General features: G+C 72.0%; 15 protein-coding genes. 14 read left to right on the top strand and 1 reads right to left on the bottom strand.

Features of this window, described 5'->3' with window-relative positions; all coding sequences use genetic code 11:
- The first annotated feature begins 4 nt into the window (after positions 1-4).
- The 13 genes from ACIQ9P_RS02015 to ACIQ9P_RS01955 all read left to right on the top strand — a co-directional run bounded on the left by ACIQ9P_RS02015 (position 5) and on the right by ACIQ9P_RS01955 (position 14,709).
- Positions 5-1,666, top strand: a complete 1,662-nt coding sequence (locus ACIQ9P_RS02015) for a UDP-N-acetylmuramoyl-L-alanyl-D-glutamate--2,6-diaminopimelate ligase (RefSeq protein WP_402348160.1) — start codon at positions 5-7, stop codon at positions 1,664-1,666.
- Positions 1,663-3,063, top strand: a complete 1,401-nt coding sequence (murF, locus tag ACIQ9P_RS02010; RefSeq protein ID WP_402348157.1) for a UDP-N-acetylmuramoyl-tripeptide--D-alanyl-D-alanine ligase — start codon at positions 1,663-1,665, stop codon at positions 3,061-3,063. Before ACIQ9P_RS02015 ends, murF begins: the two co-directional genes overlap by 4 nt.
- A complete protein-coding gene (mraY, locus tag ACIQ9P_RS02005; RefSeq protein WP_320438287.1) occupies positions 3,063-4,124 on the top strand; it encodes a phospho-N-acetylmuramoyl-pentapeptide-transferase in 1,062 nt (353 codons plus the stop codon). The genes murF and mraY overlap by 1 nt, the downstream gene beginning before the upstream one ends.
- On the top strand, positions 4,121-5,584 hold the full coding sequence (gene murD, locus ACIQ9P_RS02000) for a UDP-N-acetylmuramoyl-L-alanine--D-glutamate ligase (RefSeq protein WP_402348154.1): 1,464 nt from the start codon (positions 4,121-4,123) through the stop codon (positions 5,582-5,584). The genes mraY and murD overlap by 4 nt, the downstream gene beginning before the upstream one ends.
- Positions 5,585-5,658: 74 nt before the next feature.
- Positions 5,659-7,035, top strand: coding sequence for a putative lipid II flippase FtsW (ftsW, locus tag ACIQ9P_RS01995; RefSeq protein WP_402348151.1), 1,377 nt, complete (start codon positions 5,659-5,661; stop codon positions 7,033-7,035).
- A gap of 6 nt (positions 7,036-7,041) precedes the next feature.
- On the top strand, positions 7,042-8,148 hold the full coding sequence (gene murG, locus ACIQ9P_RS01990; RefSeq protein WP_402348148.1) for an undecaprenyldiphospho-muramoylpentapeptide beta-N-acetylglucosaminyltransferase: 1,107 nt from the start codon (positions 7,042-7,044) through the stop codon (positions 8,146-8,148).
- Positions 8,141-8,917, top strand: coding sequence for a cell division protein FtsQ/DivIB (locus ACIQ9P_RS01985; RefSeq protein WP_402348145.1), 777 nt, complete (start codon positions 8,141-8,143; stop codon positions 8,915-8,917). The genes murG and ACIQ9P_RS01985 overlap by 8 nt, the downstream gene beginning before the upstream one ends.
- Positions 8,918-9,326: 409 nt before the next feature.
- Positions 9,327-10,553: a cell division protein FtsZ gene (gene ftsZ / locus ACIQ9P_RS01980; protein WP_402348142.1), complete on the top strand. Its 1,227-nt coding sequence runs from the start codon at positions 9,327-9,329 to the stop codon at positions 10,551-10,553.
- Positions 10,550-11,281, top strand: a complete 732-nt coding sequence (pgeF, locus tag ACIQ9P_RS01975; RefSeq protein WP_402348139.1) for a peptidoglycan editing factor PgeF — start codon at positions 10,550-10,552, stop codon at positions 11,279-11,281. Before ftsZ ends, pgeF begins: the two co-directional genes overlap by 4 nt.
- Positions 11,281-12,087, top strand: a complete 807-nt coding sequence (locus tag ACIQ9P_RS01970; protein ID WP_402348136.1) for a YggS family pyridoxal phosphate-dependent enzyme — start codon at positions 11,281-11,283, stop codon at positions 12,085-12,087. Before pgeF ends, ACIQ9P_RS01970 begins: the two co-directional genes overlap by 1 nt.
- Positions 12,088-12,314: 227 nt before the next feature.
- Entirely contained in the window at positions 12,315-12,917 is a 603-nt protein-coding gene (locus ACIQ9P_RS01965; protein ID WP_350544118.1) for a cell division protein SepF, read from the top strand.
- A 92-nt stretch (positions 12,918-13,009) separates the two neighbouring features.
- The gene (locus ACIQ9P_RS01960) at positions 13,010-13,291 is read left to right on the top strand and encodes a YggT family protein (RefSeq protein WP_030301231.1); all 282 of its coding nucleotides are present in this window, start codon (positions 13,010-13,012) and stop codon (positions 13,289-13,291) included.
- 59 nt (positions 13,292-13,350) lie between these two features.
- Positions 13,351-14,709 (top strand): DivIVA domain-containing protein, encoded by a 1,359-nt coding sequence (locus ACIQ9P_RS01955; protein WP_402348132.1) that lies wholly within the window; start codon positions 13,351-13,353, stop codon positions 14,707-14,709.
- A 202-nt stretch (positions 14,710-14,911) separates the two neighbouring features.
- Here the strand turns inward: ACIQ9P_RS01955 and ileS are convergent, their stop codons facing one another.
- Complete coding sequence (ileS, locus tag ACIQ9P_RS01950) at positions 14,912-18,043, bottom strand: isoleucine--tRNA ligase (protein ID WP_402348129.1); 3,132 nt, start codon at positions 18,041-18,043, stop codon at positions 14,912-14,914.
- Between the two features lie 580 nt (positions 18,044-18,623).
- On the opposite strand from ileS, the gene ACIQ9P_RS01945 reads away from it, so the two are divergent.
- The gene (locus ACIQ9P_RS01945; protein WP_402348126.1) at positions 18,624-19,133 is read left to right on the top strand and encodes a TraR/DksA family transcriptional regulator; all 510 of its coding nucleotides are present in this window, start codon (positions 18,624-18,626) and stop codon (positions 19,131-19,133) included.
- Positions 19,134-19,275: the final 142 nt, after the last annotated feature.

Genomic DNA, 19,275 nt, shown 5'->3' with positions numbered 1-19,275 from the left:
GACCATGGAGAACGACCTGGCGGGTGCGGCCGCCGGTGCGCGAAAGGGCCGGTTTGGCCCTGGACACCCTTCGGCGGATAGCCTCTCCGCCGTGCCGAAACCCGATCAAATCACCGTGAGCCCGCCCCGCCCCGCGCGGACCGGCGCCCGGACGCTCGCCGAGGTCGCCCGTCTGCTGGGTCTGGACCCCGTCGAGGGACCCGAGGTCACCGGCGTCACCCACAACGCCCGCGAGGTCCGCCCCGGCGACCTCTACGTGGCGTTCCCGGGGGCCAACCACCACGGCGCGGCCTTCGCCGGACAGGCCGCCGGAGCCGGTGCCGTCGCGGTGCTCACCGACCCGGCGGGAGCCGAACTGGCGGCCGGCAGCGGTCTGCCCCTCCTGGTCGTCGACCGGCCCCGGGCCCGGATGGGCGAGCTCGCCGCGGCCGTCTACGACCGCCCCTCCGAGCGGCTGCTGATGATCGGACTCACCGGCACCAACGGCAAGACCACCACCTCCTACCTGGTCGAGGGCGGGCTGCTCGGCGCCGGGCGCCACCCCGGGGTGATCGGCACCGTGGAGATGCGGGTCGGCGACGAGCGGATCAAGAGCGAGCGCACCACCCCCGAGGCCACCGACCTGCACGCGATCCTCGCCGTCATGGGGGAGCGCGGCGCGGACGCGGTGACCATGGAGGTCTCCAGCCACGCCCTGGTCTACGGCCGCACCGACGGCGTGGTCTACGACGTCGCGCTGTTCAACAACCTGACCCCCGAGCACCTCGACTTCCACCCGGACATGGAGGACTACTTCCAGGCGAAGGCCCGGCTCTTCCAGCCCGGCAAGTCCCGCTCCGGCGTGGTCAACCTGGACGACGCCTACGGCCGCCGGCTCGCCGCCGAGGCGAAGATCCCGGTCGCCACCTTCTCCGCCACCGGCGCCCCGGAGGCGGACTGGCGCGCGGTCGACGTCCAGCTCGGCCCGGTCGGCTCGACCTTCCGGGTGCTCGGCCCCGGCGGCGTCGCGGCGGACGCCGCCGTCCCGCTGCCCGGCCCCTTCAACGTCGCCAACGCGCTGGCCGCGATCGTGCTGCTGGCCACCGCCGGACTCCCGCTGGAGTCGGCCGTGGCCGGCGTCGCCGCCGTCCCCGGGGTGCCCGGCCGGCTGGAGCGGGTGGACGCCGGACAGCCCTACGTCGCGGTCGTCGACTACGCCCACAAGCCGGACGCCCTGGAGGCGGTCCTCGGCTCGCTGCGCGAGGTCACCAAGGGCCGGCTGCACGTGGTGGTCGGCTGCGGCGGCGACCGCGACCCGCACAAGCGCGCCCCGATGGGCGGCATCGCCGCCCGGCTCGCCGACACCGCCGTGCTGACCAGCGACAACCCGCGCAGCGAGGACCCGCTGGCGATCCTCGCCACCATGCTGAACGGCGCCGCCGCGGTGCCCGAGGCCGAGCGCGGCGCCGTCCTGGTCGTCCCGGACCGCGCCGAGGCGATCGAGCTGGCGGTCGCCCGGGCCCGGGCCGGTGACACGGTGCTGGTGGCCGGCAAGGGCCACGAGCTCGGCCAGTACGTACGAGACGAGATCCGCCCCTTCGACGACCGCGAGGTACTGCGCGAATCCATCGCGCGGACCACGGCCGATCAGGAGAACCGGGGCACCCGAGGAGTGGACCAGCCGTGATCGCACTGACCCTCGCCGAGGTGGCCGCCGCAGTCGGGGGAACCCTGGCCGACGCCGACCCGGACGCCCTGGTGACCGCCCCGGTCGAGGTCGACTCCCGCAAGGTCCGCCCCGGCGGGCTCTTCGCGGCCTTCGTCGGCGAGCACGTCGACGGCCACGACTACGCGGACCGGGCGATCGCCGCCGGCGCCGTCGCGGTACTGGCCTCCCGCCCGGTCGGCGGACCGACCGTCCTGGTCGACAGCGTGGTCGACGCGCTGGGCAAGCTCGCCCGCGCCGTGGTCGGCCGCTCCGACGCCGCCGTGGTCGCGCTGACCGGCTCGGCCGGCAAGACCAGCACCAAGGACCTGATCGCCCAGCTGCTCGGGCGCCTGGGCGAGACCGTCTACCCGCCGGGCTCGCTCAACAACGAGATCGGCCACCCGATGACCGCCCTGCGGGTCGAGGACACCACCCGGCACCTGGTGCTGGAGATGGGCGCCCGGCACAAGGGCGACATCGAGTACCTCACCTCGATCACCCCGCCCCGGATCGGCCTGGTGCTCAACGTCGGCACCGCCCACGTCGGCGAGTTCGGCTCCCAGGAGGCGATCGCGGAGGCCAAGGGCGAACTGGTCGAGGCGCTGCCCGCCGACGGCGTCGCCCTCCTCAACGCGGACGACCGCCTGGTGCGCGCCATGGCCTCCCGGACGAAGGCCCGGGTGGTGTACTTCGGCGAGTCCGCCGAGGCCGAGGTCCGGGCACAGGATGTTCGCCTCGACTCCACCGGACGTCCATCGTTCACGCTGAGCACCCCGGCCGGTTCCGCACCCGTGCAGCTGCGCCTGTACGGTGAGCACCACGTCTCGAACGCCCTCGCCGCCGCAGCGGTGGCGACGGAGCTCGGGATGACCGTCGACGACACCGCCGAAGCGCTGAGCGAGGCGGGTGCGCTGTCCCGCTGGCGCATGGAGGTCGTCGACCGGGCCGATGGTGTCACCGTCGTCAACGACGCCTACAACGCGAACCCCGACTCGATGCGGGCCGCGCTGCGGGCGCTGATCTCGATGGGGGGACGCGGCCCGGAGCGCCGCCGCACCTGGGCGGTGCTCGGCGAGATGCGGGAGCTCGGCGAGGACAGCCTGGCCGAGCACGACGCCATCGGGCGGCTCGCCGTCCGGCTCGACGTCACCAAACTGGTGGCGGTCGGCGGACGCGAGGCGGCCTGCATGGAACTGGGCGCGAGGAACGAAGGTTCGTGGGGTGAGGAGTCGGTGCTGGTGTCCGACGCGGACGCGGCGGTCGAACTGCTGCGCAGTCAGCTGCGGCCGGGGGATGTGGTGCTGGTGAAGGCGTCCCGTTCGGTGGGGCTGGAGAAGGTGGCCGAGGCCCTCCTCGCGGACGGTGCGGCCGAGTAATGAAGCAGATCCTCTTCTCCGGCATGATCGGCCTGATCCTGTCGCTGGCCGGCACCCCCGCGCTGATCAAGCTGCTCGCCCGGCAGGGCTACGGCCAGTACATCCGCGACGACGGCCCCAAGGCGCACCACAGCAAAAAGGGCACGCCCACCATGGGCGGCATCGCGTTCATCCTGGCGACCCTGATCGCCTACTTCGCCACCAAGGCGATAACGCGCGAGAGCCCGACCGCCTCCGGCCTGCTGGTGCTGTTCCTGACGACCGGTCTGGGCCTGGTCGGCTTCCTCGACGACTACATCAAGGTGGTCAAGCGCCGCTCCCTGGGCCTGCGGGCCAAGGCCAAGCTGGCCGGACAGTCCATCGTCGGCCTGGCGTTCGCGGTGCTGGCCCTGCAGTTCCCCGACAACGCCGGCCGCACCCCCGCCTCGGAGCACCTGTCCTTCGTGCGGGACTTCGAGTGGGCCGTCGGCCCGGTCCTGTTCGTCATCTTCGCGTACTTCCTGATCGCCGCGGCCTCCAACGGCGTCAACCTGACCGACGGTCTGGACGGCCTGGCCACCGGTGCCTCGGTGATGGCCTTCGGCGCCTACACCTTCATCGGGGTCTGGGAGTACGGCCAGAGCTGCGCCTACGTCTCCTCCGCCACCGCCAACTGCTACGACGTCCGCGACCCGCTGGACCTCGCGGTGGTCGCCGCCGCCCTGATGGGCTCCTGCTTCGGCTTCCTCTGGTGGAACACCTCGCCCGCCAAGATCTTCATGGGCGACACCGGCTCGCTGGCCCTCGGCGGCGCGCTCGCCGGCCTGGCGATCTGCTCGCGCACCGAGATCCTGCTCGTCCTGCTGGGCGGCCTCTTCGTGATCATCACCCTCTCGGTGATCATCCAGGTCGGCTCGTTCCGGATGACCGGCAAGCGCGTCTTCAAGATGGCCCCGCTGCAGCACCACTTCGAACTCAAGGGCTGGAGCGAAGTCCTGGTCGTGGTCCGGTTCTGGATCATCCAGGGCCTGTGCGTGGCCGTCGGCCTCGGCCTCTTCTACGCGGGATGGGTGACCGGATGACCGACGCCGACCGGCCCGGGAGCCCGACCCCCGACTGGTCCGGCCTGCCGGTCACCGTCGCCGGGCTCGGCCTCTCCGGCATCAGCGCCGCCCGCGTACTGCACGGCCTCGGCGCCGTGGTCACCGTCGTCGACGGCGGCTCCGGCGAGGCCCGGAAGGCGCGCGCGGCCGAGCTGGAGGCGGCGGGCATCACCGTCCGCCTCGGCGACGGCGCCACCCTGCCCGAGGGCACCCGGCTCGTCGTCACCTCGCCCGGCTGGCCGCCGAGCAGCCCGCTGTTCGAGGCCGCCGAGCGGGCCGGCGTCGACATCTGGGGCGACGTCGAGCTGGCCTGGCGGCTGCGCAGGCCCCACCCCGCCACCGGCGAGCCGGCCCCCTGGCTGGCCGTCACCGGCACCAACGGCAAGACCACCACCGTCCGGATGCTCGCCTCGATCCTGACCGCCGCCGGCCGGCGCACCGCCGCCGTCGGCAACGTCGGCGTCCCGGTGCTGGACGCGGTGCTCGCCGAGGAGCCCTACGACGTACTCGCCGTCGAGCTCTCCAGCTACCAGCTGCACTGGTCCTCCTCGCTGCGCCCGCACTCGGCGGCCGTGCTCAACCTGGCCCCCGACCACCTGGACTGGCACGGCTCGATGGAGGCGTACGCCGCCGACAAGGGCCGGATCTACCAGGGCAACAGCGTCGCGTGCGTGTACAACCTGGCCGACCCGGCCACCGAGGCGCTGGTCCGCGAGGCCGACGTCGAGGAGGGCTGCCGGGCCGTCGGCTTCGGCCTCGGCGCACCCGCCCTGTCGAACCTCGGCGTGGTCGACGGCCTGCTGGTGGACCGCGCGTTCGTGGCCGACCGGGCCAAGAACGCCGCCGAGCTCGGCTCGGTCGAGGACGTCGACCCGCCGGCCCCGCACAACATCACCAACGCGCTGGCCGCCGCCGCGCTGGCCCGCGCCTACGGCGTGGAGCCGAAGGCGGTCCGCGAGGGCCTGCGGGCCTTCCGCCCGGACGCGCACCGGATCGCCGAGGTCGCGGTGGTCGACGGGGTCACCTGGATCGACGACTCCAAGGCGACCAACACCCACGCCGCCGCGGCCTCGCTGGCCGCGTACCGGCCGGTGGTCTGGATCGCCGGCGGCCTGGCCAAGGGCGCGACCTTCGACGACCTGGTCCGGGGCGCGGCCGAGCGGCTGCGGGCCGCGGTGCTGATCGGTGAGGACCGCGCGCTGATCCGGGAGGCCCTGGCGCGACACGCGCCGGATGTCCCGGTGATCGAGGCGGCCGAGGGCCAGACTGGCGCGGTGGCGATGACCGAGGTCGTCCGCGCGGCCGCTTCGCTCGCCCGAACGGGTGACACGGTGCTGTTGGCCCCGGCCTGCGCCTCGATGGACATGTTCACCGACTACGGCGAGCGCGGGGACCTCTTCGCCGCGTCCGTCCGGGACCTGGCGGGCGGTCAGCAGTAGCGGGACGGACGGTCTCCGGCCGCCGTCACCGCGCCCGGCCGGAGGCCGAGGAGTACGGAACAAAGGGGAGCGTTGTGGCCGGGAGCGGCAGAGCGGGCGGTTCGAGCGCGCCGGAGAAGGGCCGCCCGGCCGAGTCCCTGCGGGTGATCTCCGCCACCACCACCGCGTACAAGTCGGCCGGCCCGATGGCCCGGCTGCAGGCGTTCCGGGCCCGGGTGCGGTACACCCTTGACCGGCCGCTGACGCCGTATTTGCTGATCGCCGGCACGGTGCTGCTGCTGGTCGTGCTCGGTCTGATGATGGTCTCCTCGGCCTCGCAGATCCTGGCGCTCGGCCAGCACCGCTCGACCCAGTTCTACTTCTACAAGCAGCTGCTCGCCGTGGTGCTCGGCCTCGCGCTGCTGCTCGGCTTCGCCCTCGTCCCGGTGGCCGTGCTGCGGGTGATCGTCTACCCGGTGATGCTCGTGGTGATCGGGGCCATGGTGCTGGTGGCGATCCCCGGCATCGGCATGGAGGTCAACGGCAACCGGAACTGGCTGGATTTCGGCGTGTTCCAGTTCCAGCCCTCCGAGTTCGCCAAGCTCGCCCTCGTGCTCTGGGGCGCCGACCTGCTGGCCCGCAAGCAGAAGACCAACACCCTCGGCGAGTGGAAGCACCTGCTGATCCCGCTGGTGCCCGGCACCCTGCTGCTGATCGTGCTGATCATGCTCGGCGGCGACATGGGCACCACGATGATCCTGGTGGCCATGCTGTTCGGGCTGCTGTGGATGGTCGGGGCGCCGATGCGGCTGTTCGTCGCCACCCTCGGGGTGGCCGTGGTGGTCTGCACCGCGCTCGTCGTCACCGTTCCGCACCGGGCCGAGCGGCTGTCCTGCATCGGGGTGACCAAGCTCGACCCGGCCGGCGCCTGCTTCCAGGCCCTGCACGGCGTCTACTCGTTCGGTCTCGGGGGCCTGGTCGGCTCCGGACTCGGCGCCGGCGTCGAGAAATGGGGCCAGCTCCCGGAGGCGCACACCGACTTCATCTTCGCCACCACCGGTGAGGAAATGGGTCTGGTGGGGACGCTGTCGGTGATCGGTCTCTTCGCGGCACTAGGCTACGCGGGTATCCGTGTGGCCATCGGTACGAGGGATCCCTTCGTCAGGTACGCCGCGGGGGCCGCCACCACCTGGATCATGGCTCAGGCCGTGATCAACCTGGGGTCGGCGCTGGGACTGCTGCCCATCGCGGGCGTCCCGCTCCCGCTGTTCTCCTACGGCGGTTCCGCCATGCTGTCGGCCATGTCCGCGATCGGGGTGCTGCTCTGCCTGGCACGCAGCAGCTCGGGCGCGAAGGCGGCCCTGGCCGCCCGGAGCAAGAACTCCCGGATCAGGAAGCAGCTGGCCCGGGTGCTGCCACGACGACGAACCACAGCGCGCCCGGTCCCCGGACCGGCACGCAGGGAGCGGTGAATTTCGGTGCATGTCGTACTCGCCGGCGGGGGGACCGCCGGTCACATCGAGCCGGCCATGGCCCTCGCGGACGCCCTCCGCAGGCACGACCCGTCCGTAGGGATCACCGCCCTCGGTACCGAGCGCGGCCTGGAGACCCGACTGGTGCCCGAGCGCGGCTACCAGTTGGAGCTGATTCCGGCCGTCCCGCTGCCCCGCAAGCCCACCCCCGAGCTGATCACCGTACCGGGCCGGCTGCGCGGCACCGTCCGGGCGGCCCAGGAGATCATCGAGCGGGTGAACGCGGACGCCGTGGTCGGCTTCGGCGGCTACGTCGCGATGCCCGCCTATCTGGCCGCCAAGCGGGCCGGGGTGCCGATCGTGGTGCACGAGGCCAACGCCCGGCCCGGTCTGGCCAACAAGATCGGCGCCCGGTACAGCGACTTCGTCGCCGTCTCCACGCCCGACAGCAAGCTGCGCGACTCCCGCTACATCGGCATCCCGCTGCGCCGGACCATCGCGACCCTGGACCGGAACGCGGCCCGCCCGGAGGCGCGGCACTACTTCGGCCTCGACCAGCGGCTGCCCACCCTGCTGGTCACCGGCGGCTCGCAGGGCGCCCGCCGGCTGAACGAGACGATCACCGCGATCGCCCCCCGGCTCCAGCAGTACGGGGTGCAGATCCTGCACGCGGTCGGCCCCAAGAACGAGCTGCCCCTGGTGGACGACATCCCGGGGATGCCGCCGTACCGCGCGGTGCCGTACCTGGACCGGATGGACCTCGCCTACGCGGCGGCCGACATGATGCTCTGCCGGGCCGGCGCCATGACGGTGGCGGAGCTGGCCGCGGTCGGCCTTCCGGCCGCCTTCGTGCCGCTGCCGATCGGCAACGGCGAGCAGCGGCTGAACGCCCAGCCGATGGTGAAGGCCGGCGGCGGCCTGCTGGTCGACGACGCCGAGCTGACCCCGGACTGGGTGCTGCAGAACGTGCTGCCGGTGCTGACGGACCCGCAGCGGCTGTGGGACATGAGCCGGTCGGCCGCCGAGTTCGGCCGCCGGGACGCCGACGAGCTGCTCGTCGGCATGGTCTACGAGGCCATCGAGGCCGCCCGGGGCGGCCGCCGTCGTGGCTGACGCCCGGCTCGCCGACCCCCTGGACGAGGAGTTCGAGGCCGAGGAGCACGCTCCTCGGCTTCGGCTCTCCCGGCGGGGTGTGGTGGTGCTGGGCGCGCTGGTGGCGCTGCTGTTCGGGGCGCTGTCCTGGCTGGTCTTCTTCTCCTCGGTGCTGGAGGTGCGTTCGGTCGCGGTGCAGGGCCTCCAGGACGACCGGCTGACGGCCGACGAGGTCCGGACCGCGATCGGCGGGGTCGGCTCGGGACCGCTGGCCCGGGTGGACCTCGACGACGCCCGCGCGCGGGTGGAGGCGATCCCCCGGGTGGCCGGGGCCGAGGTCTGGCGGGGCTGGCCGAACACCCTCCGGGTGAAGGTCACCCAGCGGACGGCGGTCGCCGCGGTGAAGGGCGAGGACGGCCGGTTCACCCAGGTCGACGCGGCCGGAGTGAGCTTCGCCACCGAACCGGCCGCCCCGTCCGGGGTGCCGGTGGTGGAGCTGAGGCTCAGCCAGCAGGCGCTGGACACCGAGTCGGTGATCGGCCGGACGCAGCTGGTGGAGGGCGCGGTGGCGGTGGCGGCCGGGCTGCCGGAGGACGTGCGGCAGCGGGCCGGGGCCGTTCTGGTGCGCTCGTACGACGACATCCAGCTGCAGTTGGCCGGGGGTGCGACGGTGCGCTGGGGGAGTCCCGAGCAGACGGATCGCAAAGCCCGGGTGCTGGTGGCACTGCTGCGTCAGAAGGGTACGAACTTCGATGTGAGCGCTCCGGACGCGCCTGCGGTGTCCGGATGATCCGGTAGGTTCTGTGCCCAGGGGTGCGCGCGGAGCGCGTCGTCGGAAGGACGGCGGCGGGCTGTGGGCGGGGTTGACGCGGGTTCGTGTCGGCCCGACCCTTGGTGGTCACCCCGGTGTCATCCGCCGGTCGATGATCACATAGGCTCAAAAGAAAAAGGGAAGCTCGGCGTGTTCGTTGAAACACGTGGCCGGAGCCACCTAGTGTCCTGTCTCACCAGACTGTGTTCCCTGGTGATCTGACAGAGGCACAGCACTAACCCTAAAGGTCAAGTTTAGGGTTGGGGTCGGCGGTCGGCATTTCGGACATTACGTCAGGAACCAGGCTCCCTACCCATCGACATCCGTCGGTCCGGCCCTGATCGGGCATTCGGGCCGACCTGGAAATTCGAGGCGAGAGGCCTTCGACGTGGCAGCACCGCAGAACTACCTCGCAGTCATCAAGGTCGTCGGTATCGGCGGCGGTGGTGTCAACGCCATCAACCGGATGATCGAGGTCGGTCTCAAGGGCGTCGAGTTCATCGCGATCAACACCGATGCGCAGGCCCTCCTCATGAGCGACGCCGACGTCAAGCTCGATGTGGGCCGTGAACTCACCCGGGGCCTCGGCGCCGGCGCCAACCCCGAGGTCGGCCGGAAGGCCGCCGAGGACCACCGCGAGGAGATCGAGGAGGTCCTCAAGGGGGCCGACATGGTCTTCGTCACCGCCGGCGAGGGCGGCGGCACCGGCACGGGCGGCGCGCCGGTCGTCGCCAACATCGCCCGCTCGCTGGGCGCGCTGACCATCGGCGTGGTCACCCGTCCGTTCACCTTCGAGGGCCGGCGGCGCGCGAACCAGGCCGAGGACGGCATCGCCTCCCTGCGCGAAGAGGTCGACACCCTCATCGTCATCCCCAACGACCGGCTGCTGTCCATCTCGGACCGCCAGGTCAGCGTGCTGGACGCGTTCCGCTCCGCCGACCAGGTGCTGCTCTCCGGCGTTCAGGGCATCACCGACCTGATCACCACCCCGGGCCTGATCAACCTCGACTTCGCCGACGTCAAGTCCGTCATGTCGGACGCCGGTTCGGCGCTCATGGGCATCGGTTCGGCCCGCGGTGAGGACCGGGCCAAGGCCGCCGCCGTGATGGCGATCTCCTCGCCGCTGCTGGAGGCGTCGATCGACGGCGCCCGCGGCGTGCTGCTGTCCATCTCCGGCGGCTCCGACCTCGGCCTGTTCGAGATCAACGAGTCCGCCCAGCTGGTCAGTGAGGCGGCCCACCCCGAGGCCAACATCATCTTCGGCGCCGTCATCGACGACGCCCTGGGCGACGAGGTCCGGGTCACCGTCATCGCGGCGGGCTTCGACGGCGGCCAGCCGCCGGCGATCGTCCGCGAGCCGGTGGTCAAGGCGAGCGCGACCCCGGCCAACCCGCCGGCCTCCTCCGGCACCCCCGAGCGTCCGGCCGGTCGGCCCGTCTACGGCGGCATCGGCTCGGTGACCTCCCGCACGGAGGGCGACGCCTCCTCCTCCCGTCAGGCCGAGTCGCCGGCCACCACGACGGCCGCCCCCGTGCCGCCGCAGGTGCAGCCGGCCCGGCAGCCGTTCGTGGAGAGCCCGGCCGAGGAACTCGACGTGCCGGATTTCCTTAAGTGATCGACCACGCGGTCCGCGACGGTGCTCACTTCGCCTTCACCACCCGGTGGGGCGGGGTGAGCACTTCGCCGTACGGGGAGTTGAACCTCGGCGGCGCGGTGGGGGACGACCCGGCGGCCGTCCTGGAGAACCGGGCGATCGCGGCCCGCGCGCTCGGCCTCGACCCGGCCGACGTGGTGTGGATGAACCAGGTGCACGGTGCGGACGTCGCCGTGGTGACGGAGCGCCAGCCGGCGGGGGAGGCCCCGACGGTCGACGCGGTGGTCACCGACCGGCCGCTGGCGCTGGCGGTGCTGACCGCGGACTGCACCCCGGTCCTGCTGGCGGACCCGGTCGCGGGAGTGGTCGGCGCGGCCCACGCCGGGCGGCCCGGCCTCGCGGCCGGCGTGGTCCCGGCGGTGGTCGGGGCGATGGTGGCGCTGGGCGCCGAGCCCGCGCGGATCACCGCCGCCACCGGCCCCGCCGTCTGCGGCCGCTGCTACGAGGTGCCCGCGCAGCTGCGGGCCGAGGTCGCCGGACGGGTGCCCGAGGCCCACGCGGTGACCTCCTGGGGGACCCCGGCCCTGGACGTGCCGGCGGGAGTCGCGGCCCAGCTGGCCGCCGCGGGCGTCACCGGGCCGGTGCTGTCACCGGTCTGCACCCTCGAATCCGCCGACCACTACTCCTATCGGCGCGAGCAGCGTACCGGCCGGCTCGCGAGCTACGTCTGGTTGGGCTCTTCACACTGATGACGAATGACATCTACGGACCGTTCCCGGGCGATTCCGCCCGATTCCCGGACAAGTCCTGGCTGGACGCGCTGACGGAGGGCCAGCGGGCCCGGTACGAGGAGCTCGGCACCGCCCTGGAGGTCGTCGAGCGGCGGATCGCCGACGCCTGCTCCGCCGCCGGACGGGCCCGCGACGAGGTCCGGCTGATCGTGGTCACCAAGACCTACCCCGCCGAGGACACCGCGCTGCTGGCCGGGCTGGGCGCCACCGACGTCGCGGAGAACCGCGACCAGGACGCCGCGCCCAAGGCGGAGCAGTGCAGAAACCTTCCTCTTGACTGGCACTTCGTCGGCCAGCTGCAGACCAACAAGGTCCGCTCGGTCGTCGGGTACGCGGACTTCGTCCACTCGGTGGACCGGGCGCGGCTGGTGGAGTCGCTCGGCGCCGCGGTCGCCAGGGCCGAGCGGGCCGACCTCGGCTGCCTGGTGCAGGTCGCCCTGGACAAGGAGGCCGGCGAGGGCGGGCACCGCGCCGGGGTCGCCCCGGCGGACGTGCTGGCGCTGGCCGACGCGATCGCCGACACGCCCGGGTTGCGGATGGACGGTGTGATGACGGTCGCTCCGCTGGCGGGTCCGCTGGCCGGCGATCCGGCCGCGGCCTTCGATCGGCTGGCGGAAATCGCAACCGCAGTACGGGCGGCCCATCCGGCTGCCACCATGGTCTCGGCAGGGATGAGCGGCGATCTGGAGCAGGCCATTGCCGCCGGAGCGACACATGTGCGCGTCGGAACGGCGGTACTCGGAGTGCGGTCACCCCTCAGGTAACGTCACCGGGTAGTAGATCAGACTGCAGGACAAAATAGGACAGAAGCTAGCAGCTTATCGGAGCGCTAGCCAACCGTGGATCGCAGCTCCGCGGCCCTCATCCACGAACTCTGATTGGCCGTCGGCCTGACGAAGCGTCGTGGGCGGACCGCGGAATCCGCGGACGGGGCCGTTCGGCCCGGCCGTCGGGACGGACTCGGTCCACCACAAGCGGAGGAGACAGGAGCATGGCCGGCGCAATGCGCAAGATGGCGGTCTACCTCGGCCTCGTGGAGGACGAGACGTACGACGGTCAGGGGTACGACCCCGACGACGACTACGACGCGGACCCCGAGCCGATCCGGACCGGACGGACGGAGGACATTCCGCGCCCGGCCGCCCCGGCACCCGCGCCGGTCTCCTCCATCACCCCGCAGCCGGTGCCGGCCGCGGTCCCGATCCGCCAGGAGACTCCGAGGATGGCACCAGTGTCGTCCATCACACCCGAACGCCGCCACAACCTGGAGAAGAGCGCCCCGGTGATCATGCCCAAGGTAGTGAACGAACGAGAGCCCTACCGCATCACCACGCTGCACCCGAGGACCTACAACGAGGCCCGTACCATCGGGGAACAGTTCCGTGGCGGGACTCCTGTGATCATGAATCTGACGGAGATGGACGACACCGACGCCAAGCGGCTCGTAGACTTCGCCGCTGGACTCGTCTTCGGTCTGCACGGCAGTATCGAGCGCGTGACGCAGAAGGTGTTCCTCCTGTCGCCTGCTAACGTCGATGTCACGGCGGAGGACAAGGCTCGGATCGCCGAGGGTGGGTTCTTCAACCAGAGCTGACCCGACCACGACTTTATGTGTGGATCTGATCGACAGTGAGTCAGTGACAGGCGAGCGGCCCAAGGGCCGACAACCGGGGAGAGGGAAGCGCGATGGAGATCGTGTGGGCGGTGCTCTATTACGCACTGACCGTCTTCCTGGTGTTCCTGCTCGTGCGGCTGGTGATGGACTGGGTCTTCCAGTTCGCGCGTTCGTGGCGGCCCGGCAAGGCCATGGTCCTGGTCCTGGAGGCCACGTACACTGTCACGGATCCGCCGCTCAAGCTTCTGCGGCGGTTCATTCCGCCGTTGCGTCTCGGGGGCGTGGCGCTCGACCTGTCCTTCTTCGTACTGATGATCATTGTGTATGTCCTGATCTCGCTTGTGCGGCCCTAGTCGTAGGTGAGCGATGCGACAGGATGCCGGTGTGCCGACGATCACGTTGAGGTGAAGAGATGTCATTGACCCCCGAGGACGTTCGGAACAAGCAGTTCACGACCGTCCGCCTGCGCGAAGGCTATGACGAGGACGAGGTCGATGCCTTCCTCGACGAGGTCGAGGCGGAGCTGACCCGTCTCCTCCGCGAGAACGAGGACCTGCGCGCCAAGCTGGCCGCCGCGACCCGGGCCGCCGCGCAGAACCAGGCCAACATGCGCAAGGAGCCGCCGCAGGACGCGCGCCCCGGCGCCCCGGTTCCGGCCGCCATATCCGGCCCGCCGGTCCCCGGCCAGCAGGGCGGCCCCGGTCCGCAGCAGCAGATGGGCCCGGGCGGTCCGCAGCAGCAGATGGGTCCCGGTCCGCAGCAGCAGCAGCAGATGGGCAACCAGCCGCTCGGCCTGCCGTCCGGCGCCCCGCAGCTCCCCTCCGGTCAGGGTGGCCCGATGGGCGGCCCCGGCCAGCAGCAGCAGATGGGCCAGCAGCAGATGGGCCAGACCATGGGCGGCCAGCAGCAGCTGGTCCAGCCGATGGGCGGTCAGATGCTCCAGCCGATGGGCGGCCCCGGCGGCCCGCAGGGCATGGGCAACCCGATGGGCCAGGGCATGGGCCAGCAGCAAATGCAGCAGATGGGCGGCCCCATGGGCGGCCCGCAGCAGATGGGCGGCCCGATGGGCGCCCCGATGCAGCAGCAGCAGAACCCCGGTGGCGACAGCGCCGCCCGGGTGCTGGCGCTCGCCCAGCAGACCGCGGACCAGGCGATCTCCGAGGCCCGTTCCGAGGCCAACAAGATCGTCGGCGAGGCGCGCAGCCGCGCCGAGGGCCTGGAGCGGGACGCCCGTGCCAAGGCCGACGCCCTGGAGCGGGACGCGCAGGAGAAGCACCGCGTCGCGATGGGCTCCCTGGAGTCCGCCCGCGCCACGCTGGAGCGCAAGGTCGAGGACCTGCGGGCGTTCGAGCGTGAGTACCGGACGCGTCTGAAGTCCTACCTGGAGACCCAGCTGCGTCAGCTGGAGTCGCAGGCGGACGACTCGCTCGCGCCGCCGCGGATCCCCGCCACCGCCTCGCTGCCGCCGGCCGCGTCGTCGATGGCTCCGGCCGGTGCGGGCGCGATGAGCGGCCCGTCGCCGAGCTTCGGCGGCCAGCCCTCCTTCGGCGGCGGTCACCAGCCGTCCTTCGGCGGGCAGGGTTCCTTCGGCGGGAACGCCGGTGCGCCGAGCTTCGGCGGGCCGTCGGCGGGCAACCCGGGCGCGCCGCAGATGCAGCCGGCCGGGATGACCCAGCCGATGGCGGCCGTCCGGCCGCAGCCGCCGCAGCCGATGCAGCAGGCGCCGGCTCCGATGCGGGGCTTCCTGATCGACGAGGACGGCGACAACTAAGCGGTAGCCGTCGGCACGAGCGCCCTCTTCTCGACCCCTCGGGGTCGGGGAGGGGGCGCTTTCGTCTGTGCGGGCGCTTGCGTCCGTACGGGTGCCTCCGTGGGTGCGGGCGGCTTCACGCGTGCGCGCGGCCGCGCCCGCGGGGGAGGGGGAACGGCGGAGCCGCCGCCGCCCGGGTGGGCGACGGCGGCTCCGGGGCCGGTCAGACCTTGCGGAGCTGGAAGGACAGGCCGAGGGACTCGTCGGAGAAGGTGTCGGACTGCCAGTCGGCGGCGCCGGCGGCGAAGTCGGTGGCCAGCACCTCCTCGGCGACCAGCGAGCCGTGCTCGGCGATGGCCTCGGCGGTCTCGTCGTTGCTCGCCCGCCAGCGCAGGACGATCCGGTCGGCGACGTCCAGGCCGGAGTTCTTGCGGGCCTCCTGGATCTGGCGGATCGCGTCCCGGGCCACGCCGAGGCGCTTGAGCTCGGGAGTGATCGCGAGGTCCAGCGCGACGGTGGCGCCGGACTCGTTGGCCACGGCCCAACCCTCGCGCGGGGTCTCGGTGATGACCACCTCCTCCGGGGACAGGGCCACCGTCCCGCCGTCCAGCTCGACCGAGGTGGTGCCCCCGGCGCGCAGCTCGGCGGCGAGCCGGGCGGCGTCCGCGGCGGCGACCGCCTTGGCGACGTCCTGCACGCCCTTGCCGAAACGCTTGCCCAGCGCGCGGAAATTGGCCTTGGCGGTGGTGTCGACCAGGGAGCCGCCGACGTTCGCGAGCGACTCCAGGGCGGAGACGTTGAGCTCCTCGGCGATCTGCGCGCGCAGGTCCTCGGGCAGCTCGTCCCAGCCCTGGGCGGCGACCAGCGCGCGGGACAGCGGCTGGCGGGTCTTCACCCCGGACTCGGCGCGGGTGGCCCGGCCCAGCTCGACCAGCCGGCGGACCAGCGCCATGTGGCGGGAGAGGTCGGTGTCGACCAGCGACTCGTCCGCCACCGGCCAGGAGGCCAGGTGGACCGAGGCCGGGGCGTCCGGGACGACCGGGACGACCAGGTCCTGCCAGACCTGCTCGGTGATGAACGGGGTGAGCGGGGCCATCAGCCGGGTGACGGTCTCCAGCGCCTCGTGCAGGGTGGCCAGCGCGGCGGCGTCGCCCTGCCAGAAGCGGCGGCGGCCGCGCCGGACGTACCAGTTGGAGAGGTCGTCGACGAAGGCGGACAGCAGCTTGCCGGCCCGCTGGGTGTCGTACGCCTCGAAGGCCGCGTCGACCTCGCGGACCAGGGTGTTGAGCTCGGAGAGCACCCAGCGGTCCAGCTGCGGGCGGTCGGCCGGGGCCGGGTCGGCCGCGGACGGCGCCCAGCCGGAGGTGCGGGCGTACAGGGCCTGGAAGGCGACGGTGTTCCAGTAGGTGAGGAGGGTCTTGCGGACCACCTCCTGGATCGTGCCGTGGCCGACCCGGCGGGCCGACCAGGGCGAGCCGCCGGCGGCCATGAACCAGCGGACGGCGTCGGCGCCGTGCTGGTCCATCAGCGGGATCGGCTTCAGGATGTTGCCCAGGTGCTTGGACATCTTGCGGCCGTCCTCGGCCAGGATGTGACCCAGGCAGACGACGTTCTCGTACGAGCTCTTGTCGAAGACCAGGGTGCCGACGGCCATCAGGGTGTAGAACCAGCCGCGGGTCTGGTCGATCGCCTCGGAGATGAACTGCGCCGGGTAGCGCTTCTCGAACAGCTCCTTGTTCTGGTACGGGTAGCCGTACTGGGCGAAGGGCATCGAGCCCGAGTCGTACCAGGCGTCGATGACCTCGGGCACGCGGGTCGAGGTGCCGCCGCACTCGCGGCAGTCGAAGGTGACCTCGTCGATGTACGGGCGGTGCGGGTCGAGGCCGTTCTGGTCGGTGCCGGTGAGCTCGGACAGTTCGGCCAGCGAGCCGACGCAGGTGAGGTGGTTCTCCTCGCAGCGCCAGATCGGCAGCGGGGTGCCCCAGTAGCGGTTGCGGCTGAGCGCCCAGTCGATGTTGTTGTTCAGCCAGTCGCCGAAACGGCCGTGCTTGACGTTGTCCGGGAACCAGTTGGTGGCCTCGTTCTCCCGGATCATCGCGTCCTTGACCGCGGTGGTGCGGATGTACCAGGACGGCTGCGCGTAGTAGAGCAGTGCGGTGTGGCAGCGCCAGCAGTGCGGGTAGCTGTGCTCGTACGGCAGGTGGCGGAAGAGCAGGCCGCGCTCCTGGAGGTCCGCGACCAGGGCCTCGTCGGCCTTCTTGAAGAACTGGCCGCCGACCAGCGGGACCTCGGGGCCGAAGGTGCCGTCGGCCAGCACCGGGTTGACCACCGGCAGGCCGTACTTGCGGCAGGTCGCGAGGTCGTCGGCGCCGAAGGCGGGCGACTGGTGGACGATGCCGGTGCCGTCCTCGGTGGTGACGTAGTCGGCGTTGAGGACGTAGTGCGCGTTCTCGATCTCGACCAGGTCGAACGGGCGGCGGTAGGTCCAGCGCTCCATCTCGGCGCCGGTGAAGGACTCGCCGGTCGCCTCCCAGCCCTCGCCGAGGGCCTTGGCCAGCAGTGGCTCGGCCACCACCAGTCGCTCGGTGCCGTCGGTGGCCACCACGTAGGTGACCTCGGGGTGCACGGCGGCGGCGGTGTTGGAGACCAGGGTCCACGGGGTGGTGGTCCAGATCAGCAGGGCGGCCCGGTCGGCCAGCGGGCCACTGGTCAGCGGGAAGCGGACGAAGACCGAGGGGTCGACGACGGTCTCGTAGCCCTGGGCCAGCTCGTGGTCGGAGAGGCCGGTGCCGCAGCGCGGGCACCAGGGGGCGACCCGGTGGTCCTGGACCAGCAGGCCCTTGTCGAAGATCTGCTTGAGCGACCACCAGACGGACTGCACGTAGGACGGGTCCATGGTGCGGTACGCCTGGTCGAGGTCGACCCAGTAGCCCATCCGGTTGGTGAGCTCGACGAAGGCGTCGGTGTGGCGGGTCACCGACTCGCGGCACTTGGCGTTGAACTCGGCGATGCCGTACGCCTCGATGTCCTGCTTGCCGGAGAAGCCGAGCTCCTTCTCGACGGCGAGCTCGACCGGGAGGCCGTGGCAGTCCCAGCCGGCCTTGCGGGCGACGTGGTAGCCCTTCATGGTCCGGTACCGGGGGAAGACGTCCTTGAAGACGCGGGCCTCGATGTGGTGGGCGCCGGGCATGCCGTTGGCGGTCGGCGGGCCCTCGTAGAAGACCCACTCCGGGCGGCCCTCGGACTGCTCCAGGCTGCGCTGGAAGACCTTGTTGTCCTGCCAGAACGAGAGGATCCGGTGTTCGAGTGCGGGCAGGTCGACCTGCGCGGGGACGGGGTTGTAGGAGCTGGTCATGGTGGGCGTGTACCTCCGGCGGATGCGTGGACGGGATCCGACGGAGGGACGAGACGGCATGCCGCCCCGCGGTACCACCCTCCTTGACCGCGATGCTGTCCGCGGCCCTCTTGTTTGGGCTTGCTGCCGGGTCTAGCGGGCCGACGAAGGGGATCGCGGACCGTTCTTCCGGCGGCTCCGGGGTGATCTTCGCGCGGTGCACACCCCCGGGCTCGCACCGTCCCCGGGTCGCTGGTGGCTGCGTACTGCGGTACTCGTCCCCATCTGCGCCTTGCAGGCCCAGTGTATCGGCCGTCGCAAGTCGGTTTCGGCGCGCCGGGGCCGCGGGCACAACTCAGTTCGGCGCGGTGGGCGTGTCGGGTGGGGCGGCTGGCTGGGTGGGATCATTGTGAGGCGTCGGTATGTCATGTTGTGACCATTTTTGATCGGGATTATCGTTCCGGCACTGGAGGCCGCCGGGAACCGGCGGCTCGATTCGTTCGTAGATGGGGTCGAAGCCATGGCTGAGAAGGCAACCGTCGCGGGTACCGCCACCAAGCGGGCACGCAAGGCCGTGGCAGGCGATCCAGGGGAGGGGACCGTGACCACTACCGCACGGCGCAAGAACACCACCGACACCACTCTCGTGGCCCCCGGCCGCACCCGTACTCCGGCGGCGGCCACCGCCCGCACCGGCGGTGCCGAGTCGGTCGACCCGGCCGAGCTTCCGGTCCGTCCGGGCGAGGACCCGTGGACCTCCGCGGAGGTGCGCGAGCTCCACGCCGAGCTGATCAGCGAGCTGGAGCGGCTCCAGCAGGAGATCGACACGGCCGAGGCGGCCATCACCGGCCTGATGCGGGACTCCAACGACGGAGCCGGCGACGACCAGGTGGACGCCGGTACGAAGAACATCTCGCGCGAGAGCGAGGTGGCGCTGGCGAACAACGCCCGCGACAGCCTCGCCCAGACCGAGCACGCGCTGGCCCGGCTGGAGGGCGTCGGATTCGGCACCTGCGAGTCCTGCGGCCAGGCCATCGGCAAGGCCCGGATGCAGGCGTTCCCGCGGGCGACGCTCTGCGTGCAGTGCAAGGCCAAGCAGGAACGCCGCTGACCCGATCCGGGCGGCCGACCGGGACGACGGGAGGGGTCGGGCTTGCCGTAGGCTCGACCCCGTAACGTCGCCTGATCCGTCGGATGATCCGTCGCAGATCGGGTTTCCCACCGGCCCCCAGGCCCCCCACGTCACGGCAGCG

Origin of the sequence: Kitasatospora sp. NPDC094019, from assembly GCF_044764505.1 — a bacterium.
Classification (GTDB): domain Bacteria; phylum Actinomycetota; class Actinomycetes; order Streptomycetales; family Streptomycetaceae; genus Kitasatospora.
This window is presented reverse-complemented; position numbering and strand designations above follow the sequence as displayed.